Genomic DNA, 12,599 nt, shown 5'->3' with positions numbered 1-12,599 from the left:
TTCGCCGCAAAGTTAACATCAAGGCTACTTTTATTCGTGTTTAGGTTATTTCTTTTGAAATAGGGTTTAAATATTGGCGAAGCGAGCTCAAAAACCGATCTCTAAGTAAAAATGGAGAATCACTTTTAATGGGCTAATTGGAAGTTTTGATCAAGATTGATTTGAATCTTATTTTCAAAAAATGGAAGGTTATGAATTATGCTTTTTCAGGTTATGACCGTCCACTTTCCATTTCATCAATGAGTTCAAACCACTCTTTGTTGGTAGTACCGACCAACCATGGGTTGAAATCACCATTGTAGTTTACATCTAATCTCTTAGATTCATAGATCATCATCTGATAGATGCCGTACTTTGCGAGTGTATATGCGTCTTCATCGGATTGCTCAAAAACGATGTTCAAGGCTTCAAAAATAGCCGGAAAGCATTCAGTGTCTTCTTTGGCATATTGCCACACAATAAACTTACCGATGTGCTCTGCATCAAACATAGGCTCCAATTGGCTCGACGCAGGAGTAATGGTTTTGTACGCCTCCATCATGTAATTGAGGAAGTCCGCTTTTACCTTTTTATGTGAATTGACCACAATTTGAAGCGCTGTTTCCTGATCTATTTCACCGGAATACGCAATGGTTTCTAATTCTACTGAATCGGGAAAGTAGAAGCTTTCGTATGTTGGCCCTGGTTGCTGTTGAACTTTGGCTGCAGGGGGTGAAGCTTTCTTTTTGGGAGCTTCGGCCTGTTTGCTGTCGTTTGTTGCGCTATTGCAGCCAACAAGAATGACGATAAGTATGGCGGTTAAATTTAGTTTCATGTCTGTACGAATTTCTTTGAGCTTTCTATTGCTTAAAACAGCAATGTTTAAATATTCGGTTTCTTCAGTTCAAATAAAATGCCAAATGCAAAATTACATGCATATACTTTTTTCAATCGACTCTTTGCTTAATCAATTACCATTTTTCTTCAAAGAACTTAATTGCGATTGAATTATTTCGCTGTGAATAATCTTCTTTACCCCAATTGTTGATTTTCGCCAAGCTTGAGGATTTAAAAAAGTCATGTTGAAAAAAAGGTGTGAAACAAAAACGGCTCATGGGTACTACTACTTTATCCACCTTGCAATGAGCGCTTACCCAGACATCATCTACAAAACGAATATTGTTGGGCACTCCATCATAATTAGTGACCTCATCGCCGCTAAAAAACTTGGGTTTAAACAAAAATGCAGAGTAGCCCTGAAGAATATCAATCTGATACGGCTTAGTGACGCGTGTGCCGGGTACAGGAGTTGGTGGCTTTTTAAGCAGGTTGCTTAGTAGTGTGGTTGGCCTGTCAATAAGATCCGATGGCACACGCCAGCCGCTAGCTGCTACCACCTTGTCTGGAAGTGCATCTGATGCTTCTCGCAGCTCTGTGATATACCCTGGAGGATAGATGTTATCATCGTCAGTCACCAATATTTTTTGATCCGGATCCTGCGTAAGAATCGCAGGGATAAATTTCGTAGCGGGACCATAGTCGGTTTCAATTCTAACCAGATCAACAGATTTCAAATCTTTCAACCATTCTGGGATTATATATTCCTTTCCATTTCTAAAGGATTTGAATGGCAAATAGATATTGATTCTTTTCGGAAGCTCATTTTGAATCAATAAGCTCTTGATTGTTCCTTCGATGTTGTCTATGCGCTCTGGAATAGTCGTAAAGGAAACGATGACATCTGATTTTTTTTCAGCTTTGCTCCACTTCTCATCTAAAGATTTCAAGTTGGAATTCTTTAGTCGCAAGTGAAGCATAAAATCCCTGATCAAAGCTTTGCCTGATAAAAAATTGTATCCGAGCATGAGGAACAATGCAAGTCCTGTAATTGTGAGCGTGATAATCAAATCCTTGTTACGTTTTGTTTTAAAATTTATTTTCTAACGTTGGTTATCAATTGCCAACCAGTTTATTACTCAAAATGTCAATCAACCTTTGGAGCTTGAAATAAGTATACGTCATTGGACCAATAGGGAGAATCATATTTTCAGTCACCTTTTTTCGTACGCTTATGTATTTGGTTGGGTGCGAAGAACTGATATCTACTTCTTGCTCGGTCAATTGAATGTTCCCTTTTGCTTGCTGTTGAAGTAATAAGATAGTTATTACCGACTGATCACTCTTATGATTATGTCTTGTAGCTCCCTTCGGATAAATACACTCTTCAACGGCCGCCAAATCTTTCCATTGAGTGACCATCGATCGCACAGCTTCATTGTGATAGGAAAATCCGATCGTGTTTCCTGCTCTGTTTCTATCGTTCTTATGTTCTTCAGACACATCCAAATAGTCGAGTGTTGCATCCAGTGTCCATTCTTCAAGAGTCCCTGTTCCGCATAGTGGAGCGTACGTTCCCTCAGTTTCTATGAGATCCCAAATTGGCTTCAGATTCTTCAGAATCAAATTAGCACTATCCAGGTACAAAATGTTTCCTTTTTTCTCTTCAAAAACTTCATGAATCAGGGTGGGTTTCCATGCGTAGTTTTCATTTTGTGGTGCGTAATAGGAAGGATATTTTGAAAAGTCGAAAGAACGAACCTCAAGCCACTCATTCCTTTTTTCTTTTTCTCTCAGCTCTGCGCGTTGCTCATCATTCAGGCCTAAGTCAAAGAAAATGAGATTGCTATTTCGGTATTCGTGATGGCGCTCGTATGAATAGATGAATTGCACAAAGCAGCGATAAAAATTTTTATCGCAAGCGGAAATAATGTGATTATTTTGGTCTGACATTAGCGGATCAAAAGAGAAATATGCGTTGATTTATGGTTGAAGGAATTGTTCTCAGTCGGTATCTGGCAAAATTAAAGAAACCGCAGGAACTGGTTCTCTTTCGTAGGCTCGATGTAATTTGGAATGAATGCAAAATGAAGTGAATTCACCTCAGTATTTGCTTTACCTTACATCTTTTAATTTGACATAACTCATATTACTTAAATCAGCGTGAAAAGAGTGATCATAACAGGTGCCAATGGATTTCTTGGGCGAAATCTGGTAAATCACATAACTGATTTCGATGTTGATCATGTGAGATTATTGGATATCCATCCCACTGATACCGATCCTATATCAACTCTCTCTTATGATCAGTTTGTCGTAGATCTTGCAAATGACTCCTTGGCGCAGCACATTGACTCGGAAGATGTGGTGATTCATCTGGCTTGGAGGTCTAATCCTGCAGTGACCGGATCAGATGTTGACGCTGAAATGGCGTTAAATTGGAATGCCTCGAAAAATGTGATAGCGCTTTGCGCAAGCAAGAATGCAAAGCTTATTTTCATCTCATCTGGCGGTACTGTTTACGGAACGCCATCTTACCTCCCGATTGACGAAAGCCATCCAACCAAACCGATTTCAGCCTATGGCCAGGTTAAGCTTAAGGTTGAGGACGCAATCAGGGAAGCCTCTGAGAAGAAGGGTTTGAGATACGTCATTTTGAGACCATCCAACTTATATGGTCCGGGATTCAGTCTTAAAAAAGGGTTGGGTGTTATTGGTCATTGGGTAGAAATGATCAAAACCAACAAGGCAATTCAGATGGTGGGCGAAGGGGAGCTGGTTCGTGATTTTATTCACATTGACGATTTATGCAAGGGCATCCTAAGCTGTTTGAGGCTTGAAAACGAGACCCTCAATATGGGAGCTGGAAAAGGTACTTCTCTAAATGAACTGAGTTCAATTTTTGAGAAATTGATCAAGAGGCCGCTTGAGATTGATCATTTAGAAAGCCGTGGTTTCGATGTAAAAACCAATGTACTCTCAATCAAGAAAATCCAGCAACTGGCTGATTGGTCTCCGAGTATCTCACTTGAACAAGGAATATCTCAACTCCTGGAAGCCGACTAAGGCTGGGCTTTGAACTCGCTGATTTTGCCGTCTCTTAACTTGATTACACGATCTGCAAGGTTGAAATACCTATCATCATGCGTTATTACGATTTGTGTCTTGCCCATAGACTGCAACAACGGAAGAATTTCTTTGTAAAAGATTTCCTTGAAAAGAGGATCCTGATTTGCAGCCCACTCATCAAAAAGGTAAATGTCCTTGTTTTCGAGGATGGAGATGATAAGCGCCAATCGTTTTTTCTGTCCTTCTGACAAGTTTTTAGTTGAGAATTTGTGATCTTTTATTTTCACCTTATTCTCTAGCTTGAACATTTTTATCAGTTTCTCTCCATGTTCCTTCAGATAATCTTTATCCACATTTAAGAAATCCTCGAATAAATAGGAGTCGACAAAAACCGCTGAAAACTTAGATCGATAGGTAGATAAATTGTTCTCTGTAATTACTTGCCCACGATAGGATATCTTTCCGGATAATGGAGTGTATAGGCCCAGCAGAAGCTTTGCAAGCGTGGTTTTACCACTGCCGTTACCACCTACGATGAATAACATCTCGCCCTTTTTTACCGATAAGTCAATTGGCCCCATCGCGAAGTGCTGATCAATGTCTGTGTGATAATAGCTATGCTTCATTTGATCAAGCGCAATCACATTTTCATTATCTTCTGGCTCATCCAAGGCGTGCATGCCTTCGTTGAATTCATGGTCTGGTTTTAACTCTAAGCCAACTTTGTTGATTTGTTCCAAAGCAACATCAAGTCGTTTTAAGCCACTAAAAAACCCCGCCGCGGTGGATAATGGAGCTAGTGTAAAAAGAACAAGTGTCAGATAGTGTCCGAAAAATTCTAGCGTTACAAATTGAAATGTGAATACGGCGACTATAAGACCTGCTATTCCCAATAGTAAGATCATATCTGTTGCTCGATTCATAATGGCGGCAGCTACGCTTTCTTTTAGGTAAGCTTCATTTTGCTTATGACTCGATGGAATGATGAAATCTTTAAGAAATCTTTTCTGTGATTCTTTGTTCAATACCAGCTCTTTTATTCCGAAAACCAATCCGTGGAAATAGTCGAAAATATCAGTTAGATGAGTTCTGGATTGTTCTTCATACTTCCGTATAAATGGGAGTAAAACTTTCGTGAATAGAAATACAAAAACAAAAATCAAAACTGTTGCGCCTGAAAGAAAAGGAGAATACCAGATCATGTAGGCTAAGATTCCAATAATGGAAGCAAGTCCAGTGGTGACGTTTGGCAGCCGGTCAATGGAGAAAGCAATCGTTTTAACATCTTCGGTGAGAATCGGAAGCATCTTTTTCTGATTGTGCTCCATGGTTTCAAAACTCGCTCGCAAAAAGCTGTTGGAAAGCTTGACTCTCAATTGATGGATGATTTTTTGAGTCAGCTTGGAAATAGAATAAGAAGAGATTACCGATAGCACCCCGTACATGACCCAGAAAAATCCAAATTTCTGAATGAATGAGCTTAAGTCAAAGTCATCACCTTGGATAGACTCATGAACGGTTTTGATTACAAGTGTAGAGAAAAAGCCAGTCAATACACTTGTGAAAGCGGCGGCTAAAAATAATTTTCTGGATGATCCTAACAGGAGTCTTATGACACGCATTTCAGATTGTTTGCCTCCTTGATCGTTTGAATTTCAGGAGATTATATGGAGATTTTAAAAACGTCGCAAAATTACAACTCAAATTCGGACTTAGCAGGATAGTTCTCGGTTAGAAAACTCTGAACAAGTTTCACTACTTCAGGATTTGGATTGTCCCGCTGATCATCGTTTAGGCAATAAAAGTTGGGAGCATCTTGCACAATTTTGGCAAAGGCCTTTTTTTGAACCTCAAGCTTGTTCGTGATTTTATGGAAATAATTGACTTTCAATAGCTCAGGAAGAGGTATAGGGTAACTAGACGATTTTTGATGCTTCAGCATATAGTAGCGATAAAACTTATAAGTCATAAGATCGCTGGGTTGACGAAATTTATTGGATCGCGTAATGTGTTGCTTTTCAGGAAAAAGCTCAGTCATTGCCCCCCAAAACTCTCTTTTTATAAACAAAGGAGTATGTTCTATTATCCCCAATCCAACCAGATCATTTTTACCATCATAGATTCTCCAGCTCAGATTTTCACCAAACAGAGAGTTGAAAATGGTATGAATGCCATCTTTATAAAAAATATCTTGAGTTGTTTCTGACCCAAACAAAAAGTCATCATTGATGTAAAGAAAATGCTCGGCCAGGCCTGGAATTTTGTGTAAAAAGCTTTCAATACAGTTGGGATTGAAAGTTGGCAAATACTCCTCGTCTATTATTTCATCGTGATGAACGAGCTTTACTCGGGGATTAGATGTGTCTAACCATTCGGGGACTTGAGCTCTAGCGGTAACGATGTAGATGTTTCGATACCAATGGAGGTATTTCTCTACAGACCGTAAACTATATTTAAGAAGTTGGTATGTGTCGCGATAGCGTTCAGGGTTGATGTCTTTTGGATTATCTGCATAACTTTGACAAATCTTAATATAGTCCTCATCTTCACCAGTTACCCACGTATAGACAAGATCAACCTCTAGTTTATTCGGCATTATTTCGACTTAAATTTTACAAATACAATGACTCCCCTGCGCATTTATCAATATTTACAACGGATTGCAAATGTAGTTTTATTCGCAATGCCAGGTCAATATCAAAAACGAAAACTACACATATTGGAGGAGATGTATCGGCTGTCTATTTCTGTCTTAAAAAAGTCAGGCGAGCCATTTTGGCTAGACTTTGGGACGTTGCTTGGTTACCATAGAACAGGCGGGATCATTCCGCATGATATTGATGTAGATGTAGCCATGATGGAAACCTCATATGAGGCTGTTCGAAAGCTTAAACATCAAATGCCTAAAGGGCTGAAGTACTATGATACTTCGGCTAACCATGATGGTCCGAAGGTTTTCTTTTCATATAAAGGGTATGACTTTGATGTTTTCTTCTATCAAGATCATGAAGATACAGTGAGAAGCTTCGTTGAAGCTACTTATCCAAACGAGAGACAGCACATCCCAAAAAGCATAGTTTGGCCACTAAAAAAAGATCAGTTTCTTGGGGAAGAGATTACAGTTCCAAATAACACAAAGGGGTATTTGGAATTGATGTATGGCTATCTGGGTACAGGAGGTAGTAGAGATAAAGTTTCCGGGCTTTGGCATGCACCAAAGAAAACGGATTAAAAAAAACCTCAAAACGTGAACTATTGCTAGGTCATTTTCGTCCTTCTAATAGCATTACTACAACTACAATGGAAAATATTAATCTATCTGCAAGCGAGAAGCAATTTTGGTTTAAAAATTCCTATTTGGTATTTAAGGGAATCTTCGCGAAGGAAATTTCCCAAATATCCAATTGGGTCGATGATATAGCTAAATGGCCATTGGATATGTCAAAGTATCTCAACTTTTATGAGATGCATAATCCTGAGCAGCTTTCAAGAATTGAGAATTTCGTTCCTTATCACGAAAATCTTGGAAGTTTGTTAACAAATCCCAATATCATTCATTTAATCAGTGAATTGATGGGTGAAGAGGCAGTTCTTTATAAAGATAGAATCAATTTCAAGGCACCAGGCGGAGGAGCACACTCTGCTCATCAAGATGGTGTAGCTTATGAAAGTGGATCCCTAAGAGCCTTTGACCCTGACGTGGTCCCTTACATTTCAATCTTGGTAGGTGTAGACCCAGCCACCAAAGAGAATGGCTGCTTAGAGGTAGTGCCTGATTGGGCACTTAATGACTTAACCATTCTTCCAATGGAAAGCCCTGACCCTGAGCATCCCAATTTTTCTAAGATGGCTCAATCAGTGGAAGATGAATTGGAATGGCTCAAGCTTGAAACGGAACCTGGTGATGTAGTCTTATTCACTGAACGATTACCGCATCGCTCAGCAATTAACAACTCCAATGTTGGAAGAAGGATTCTTTACGGAGTTTATAATCCCAAAGCAATGGGTGACATGCGCGAAAAGTATTATGAGGATAAAAGGAAAAACCTCAACGATCCACGCTACATGGTGGGAAACCCCCACGCACCTAGCTAGTCCAATCGCGGTAGAATATCTTTTTTAGCCCTTTCCAGATGTGCTTGATTATCGATCTCGCACCAGGCTAGATCATCAATTTTCAAAGCACTTACAGCATGCTCGCCGGAAAGTTGAGCGATAGCAACTTCATAATCTTTCTTTAATGCGTCATCGGCTTTGTTATGATGAGCTTTGAGTTTATCAAGCAAGTCAAATGAAATCTTCCAAATTCCTACTAACTCAGCATCTACGGAATTTAAAGTTTCTTTCTTTTTAGAGAGATTACTCAGGTTGTTGTTTGTAATTTCTACATACACTTCATCATTCGATTGAGTGAATCCGCTACATAAAACCACATCATTGGCCTCAGTGGTTAGCAGTTTTGTTATTGCATTAGAATGATAAAGAAGATCAGATTCTAAAAGTAAGAAATCACCCTTGATCAACTCAGATCCAAATATGAGCGTATGAAAACTGCCTGTGGTGGCAAAGTCAGGACTTAGGAATGTTGTCAAGCCATTTTCTTTGGCAAACTTCTCATAATGTTCATGTAAGTGGCCTGTGCCAATGATGATATTTTTAATGCCATTCTCTTTGAGCAATCGCACGGATCTTTCAATTAATCGCTCCTCTCCAACAGGCATAAACCCCTTTGGGATATCAAAAGTATATGGCTGTAAACGTGTTCCTCTTCCGGCAGCCAGTATTACAGCAGTTTCAATCGTTTGCGTCATCTATTTAGATTTTCGACGGTGTTTCCGTTCCTTTAGGCTTAATTTGCCACGAAGATAGAATATTCTAAATCGCAATGAAATGAGCATGAATCCAGAACCCTTAATGTTTCCCCAATTAAGGTTGATTGGATTTATTGCGAATTCCATGTGTACCTATAAAAAAAATTAACTTTTCACATGAAAAAAGTATACGTAGGAATGGGCACAGACCTCATTCACCATGGCCATGTCAATATCATAGAAGTTGCCCGAGAATTGGGTGAAGTAACGGTTGGCTTGCTGTCAGATAAAGCAGTCAGTAAGTATAGCCGAACGCCTTTTTTGGCCTATGATGAGCGAAAAAAAATCCTTGAAAATTTAAAAGGTGTGAATGAAGTGATTCCTCAGGAAGAACTTGATTATGAACAAAATCTGCGTGCCTTAAAGCCCGATTATGTGGTGCATGGAAGCGATTGGAAAAGTGGTCCTCAAAAACACATTCGAGATAAGGTTGTGAAATTGCTGGAAGAGTGGGGAGGAGAGCTAGTAGAGCCAGAGTACACCAGCGGTATTTCTTCTACCGGACTAAGGGCCGCAATGAAGGAAGTAGGAACTACCCCTGACATTCGAAGAAGAATGTTGAGAAGGCTTCTGGAATCTAAAGACATTGTGCGAGTGATGGAAACACACAACGGTATCTCTGCATTGATTGTTGAGCAAACCAGTATTTCTGCAGAGAATGAAGTTCGAGAGTTTGACGCCATGTGGGTAAGCTCACTGACCGATTCAACGGCAAAAGGAAAACCGGATACGGAATACGTTGACAGAACCTCGAGATTCAACACCATCAATGATATACTTGATGTGACTACCAAGCCAATTATCCTTGATGGAGATACTGGAGGCGTTACCGAACACTTTGCTATGTTAGTTAGGAACTTAGAGCGATTAGGTGTTTCGGCGGTTATCATTGAAGATAAAGTAGGACTGAAAAGAAATTCACTTTTCGGGACAGAAGTGAAGCAAGAATTGGATACCATCGAAGGTTTTTGCGAGAAACTCAATACAGGTAAGAAATCGCAGGTTACCGAAGATTTCATGATCATTGCGCGACTGGAAAGCCTGATCGCTGAGCACGGCATGGAAGACGCATTGACCAGAGCAAAAGCATACATCGAGGCAGGAGCGGATGCAATCATGATTCACAGCCGACACAAAGACGGCAGTGAGATTATGGAATTCATGAAACGTTACCAGGAGTTTGAATACAAAGTGCCGGTTGTTTCTGTGCCTTCTTCTTACAATCAATTCACAGAGGAGGAGCTGCATCAGGCAGGATTTAGCATCGTTATTTATGCAAATCACCTTTTGAGAGCCGCTTTCCCAGCCATGAAAAAAACCGCAGAATCTATCTTGACACATAAAAGGTCAAAAGAGGCTGATGAATTTTGTATGTCCATCAAAGAAATACTGACCATACTTCCAAACTAGTGCCTATTGGCACACATCTTTGGATTCTTGTCAAGAAATATTAAACCATTGGCTTGCTTTAATCAGGCTTTGTATCAAAATTTCACAGTAATGTTAAACCCTCAGAATTTTTTAAAATCCATCCGCGCTCAGGGTATTCAGTTTTCAGCGGGAGTACCTGATTCACTTCTCAAAGATTTTTGCTCGGTGATGACGGATGAAGGTTCAGATATCATTGCTGCCAATGAAGGGGGAGCAATAGCCTTAGCAATGGGGCATCATCTGGCTACAGGTAAGATTCCACTTGTGTACATGCAAAACTCAGGATTTGGGAATTGCGTAAATCCACTCGCTTCACTAGCTGATAGTGATGTGTATTCCATTCCGATGCTACTCATGGTTGGCTGGAGAGGTGAACCGGGTGTAAAAGATGAACCACAGCATGTGAAACAAGGAAGGATTTCTGAGGAACTGCTTCAAACAATGGATATCCCGTATGCAGTCCTTTCAGAAGTGGAAGCCGAGGCAGATAAACAATTGGAGGAGGCAGTAAAAGTCATGGGTGAGTCCCAGGCTCCGTATGCATTGTTGGTAAGAAAAGGAACCTTCGAAAAATACAAGCTTCAAACAAAAGTTGATAATCCCTATAAAATCAATAGAGAAGAAGTAATAGAATGGATGCTACAAAAAATGGAGGATGAGGCCGTTGTTGTGTCCACAACTGGAAAATCTTCGCGAGAAGTTTTTGAAATTCGTGCCAAGCACAACATGGGTCATGGAAAGGATTTTCTCACGGTAGGAGGAATGGGTCATGCATCTCAAATTGCGTTAGGAATCGCCCTCAGTAAAAAGAATCGTCCGGTTTATTGCCTGGATGGAGATGGAGCAACCATCATGCACATGGGTGCAGGTGCTATTATTGGCAATCAACCATCAAAAAATTACAAACACATATTGATCAACAACGGCTGCCATGAGTCAGTTGGTGGTCAGGCCACCGTGGGCTTTGCGATTGACTTTCAAAAAATTGCTGAAGCTTCGGGATACAACCAGACATGGTTGGTTACAGACATGGAGGAACTTCCATCAGTTTGGGATAAATTCCAGAGCACGGATGGTCCTGTGATGCTAGAAGTGCGAACAACGGAATCCTCAAGGGCAGACCTGGGCAGACCAACAACTACCCCTGTTCAAAACAAGGAAGCTTTTATGAAAAACCTAAGCTAAAGCGACCTTTGATATTGAGCCAATAGTTAAGCTAGATTTAGTTATTCTCAGCTAACTAAATTTAATTTGAATTAAAGAAATCTTATGCTTCACAAAAAAGAATTAGATCGAAAGATTTTATTGAACCCAGGCCCTGCAACAACTTCACAACGTGTAAAGGAAGCTCAGTTGGTATCCGACATTTGCCCCAGAGAAGGGGAATTTGGACAAGTGATGCATGATATCTGCAGTGGCATCCTCAAAGTTGGAAATGGACAAGAGACGCATAACGTCTCTCTATTTGGTGCGAGTGGTACCGGAGCGATGGAAGCTTGCCTGGTCTCTGCTTTAGGAAAAGATGATCATGCATTGATAATAACCAATGGTGCGTATGGCATCCGGATGAAAGCAATTTGTGACGGGTATGGGTTGAAGAGTTCATCTCTTTTTGAGTTTGGAGACTATCCAGAACCAGACAAAATTAAGGAAGAACTTTCCTCAGGAACTTACTCTCATTTGATCATGGTCCACCATGAAACCTCAACAGGAATGATGGACCCATTGGAAGAAGTTGCCCAAATATGTCAGGATGCAGGGGTGAAATACATAGTAGATGCTATGAGCTCGTACGGAGCGTATCCCATCGATTTGGCTGACCTCCACATCGATTACTTATTTTCGAGTTCTAATAAATGTATTCATGGAATGGCTGGGCTTTCTTTTGTGATTTTTCACAAAGATCGAACGGAGGAATTGAAAGAGAATGGAACAGGCTTCTACTTTGATGTATACAAGCAATGGGATAATCTGCAGAAAAAGAATCAGTTGCGATTTACTCCTCCGGTTCAAACCAGTTATGCGTTCTTAGAAGCAATAAAAGAGCATGAAGAGGAGGGTTTGGAAAACAGATGGAAACGCTATCAAGCCAATTGGCAAAAGCTTTACGATGGCTTCAAGGAACTGGGATTTACATTTTTCTTACCAGAGGAACAGGAGTCAAAAATCTTGCTAGCGATCAATTTAGATAAACCAGGCTTGGATTTTAATGATTTTCATGATTACCTCTACGAAAATGGAATTACGATCTATCCTGGTGTAATCCCGGAAAGTAAGACCTTTAGAGTGGCTGTCATTGGTGAATTGTATGAGGAAGATATGGATTACGTCATGGACAAAGTGAGGGCTTACTTTAGATAGCTATGTCATGCCGTGCCCGACACCGCATCTTCCACTCTCTTTTGAAGAAAA

General features: G+C 40.2%; 12 protein-coding genes. 6 read left to right on the top strand and 6 right to left on the bottom strand.

Going from position 1 to position 12,599, the window contains the following annotated elements; genetic code table 11:
- Window positions 1–211 precede the first annotated feature (211 nt).
- The 3 genes from ABJF57_RS13435 to ABJF57_RS13425 all read right to left on the bottom strand — a co-directional run bounded on the left by ABJF57_RS13435 (window position 212) and on the right by ABJF57_RS13425 (window position 2,769).
- Window positions 212–814, bottom strand: coding sequence for a hypothetical protein (locus tag ABJF57_RS13435; RefSeq protein WP_462229903.1), 603 nt, complete (start codon window positions 812–814; stop codon window positions 212–214).
- Window positions 815–950: 136 nt separating this feature from the next.
- Complete coding sequence (locus tag ABJF57_RS13430) at window positions 951–1,886, bottom strand: hypothetical protein (RefSeq protein ID WP_462229901.1); 936 nt, start codon at window positions 1,884–1,886, stop codon at window positions 951–953.
- 46 nt (window positions 1,887–1,932) lie between these two features.
- Window positions 1,933–2,769 carry a DUF1647 domain-containing protein gene (locus tag ABJF57_RS13425; RefSeq protein WP_462229899.1) on the bottom strand — a complete coding sequence of 279 codons (837 nt, stop codon included), beginning with the start codon at window positions 2,767–2,769 and terminating at the stop codon, window positions 1,933–1,935.
- Between the two features lie 210 nt (window positions 2,770–2,979).
- On the opposite strand from ABJF57_RS13425, the gene ABJF57_RS13420 reads away from it, so the two are divergent.
- The gene (locus ABJF57_RS13420; protein ID WP_462229897.1) at window positions 2,980–3,882 is read left to right on the top strand and encodes an NAD-dependent epimerase/dehydratase family protein; all 903 of its coding nucleotides are present in this window, start codon (window positions 2,980–2,982) and stop codon (window positions 3,880–3,882) included.
- Here the strand turns inward: ABJF57_RS13420 and ABJF57_RS13415 are convergent.
- Together ABJF57_RS13415 and ABJF57_RS13410 are read right to left on the bottom strand one after the other, a co-directional pair.
- Entirely contained in the window at window positions 3,879–5,507 is a 1,629-nt protein-coding gene (locus ABJF57_RS13415) for a cyclic peptide export ABC transporter (protein ID WP_462229895.1), read from the bottom strand. The genes ABJF57_RS13420 and ABJF57_RS13415 overlap by 4 nt on opposite strands.
- A gap of 71 nt (window positions 5,508–5,578) precedes the next feature.
- Window positions 5,579–6,481 (bottom strand): hypothetical protein, encoded by a 903-nt coding sequence (locus tag ABJF57_RS13410; RefSeq protein ID WP_462229893.1) that lies wholly within the window; start codon window positions 6,479–6,481, stop codon window positions 5,579–5,581.
- A 27-nt stretch (window positions 6,482–6,508) separates the two neighbouring features.
- Between ABJF57_RS13410 and ABJF57_RS13405 the strand changes: the two genes are divergently transcribed.
- Window positions 6,509–7,117 carry a LicD family protein gene (locus ABJF57_RS13405; RefSeq protein ID WP_462229891.1) on the top strand — a complete coding sequence of 203 codons (609 nt, stop codon included), beginning with the start codon at window positions 6,509–6,511 and terminating at the stop codon, window positions 7,115–7,117.
- A 68-nt stretch (window positions 7,118–7,185) separates the two neighbouring features.
- Window positions 7,186–7,980, top strand: coding sequence for a phytanoyl-CoA dioxygenase family protein (locus tag ABJF57_RS13400; RefSeq protein WP_462229889.1), 795 nt, complete (start codon window positions 7,186–7,188; stop codon window positions 7,978–7,980).
- Here the strand turns inward: ABJF57_RS13400 and ABJF57_RS13395 are convergent.
- Window positions 7,977–8,696, bottom strand: coding sequence for a phosphocholine cytidylyltransferase family protein (locus tag ABJF57_RS13395; protein WP_462229887.1), 720 nt, complete (start codon window positions 8,694–8,696; stop codon window positions 7,977–7,979). The two genes, ABJF57_RS13400 and ABJF57_RS13395, sit on opposite strands and share 4 nt — an antisense overlap.
- A gap of 177 nt (window positions 8,697–8,873) precedes the next feature.
- Between ABJF57_RS13395 and aepX the strand changes: the two genes are divergently transcribed.
- From aepX to ABJF57_RS13380, 3 genes are all read left to right on the top strand, one after another.
- The gene (gene aepX / locus ABJF57_RS13390; RefSeq protein WP_462229885.1) at window positions 8,874–10,166 is read left to right on the top strand and encodes a phosphoenolpyruvate mutase; all 1,293 of its coding nucleotides are present in this window, start codon (window positions 8,874–8,876) and stop codon (window positions 10,164–10,166) included.
- 90 nt (window positions 10,167–10,256) lie between these two features.
- On the top strand, window positions 10,257–11,372 hold the full coding sequence (gene aepY, locus ABJF57_RS13385) for a phosphonopyruvate decarboxylase (protein ID WP_462229883.1): 1,116 nt from the start codon (window positions 10,257–10,259) through the stop codon (window positions 11,370–11,372).
- 84 nt (window positions 11,373–11,456) lie between these two features.
- Window positions 11,457–12,548, top strand: a complete 1,092-nt coding sequence (locus ABJF57_RS13380; protein ID WP_462229881.1) for a 2-aminoethylphosphonate--pyruvate transaminase — start codon at window positions 11,457–11,459, stop codon at window positions 12,546–12,548.
- Window positions 12,549–12,599: the final 51 nt, after the last annotated feature.

The sequence above is a fragment of the Ekhidna sp. genome (assembly GCF_039940915.1).
In the GTDB taxonomy this organism is placed as follows: Bacteria; Bacteroidota; Bacteroidia; order Cytophagales; family Cyclobacteriaceae; genus Ekhidna.
This window is presented reverse-complemented; position numbering and strand designations above follow the sequence as displayed.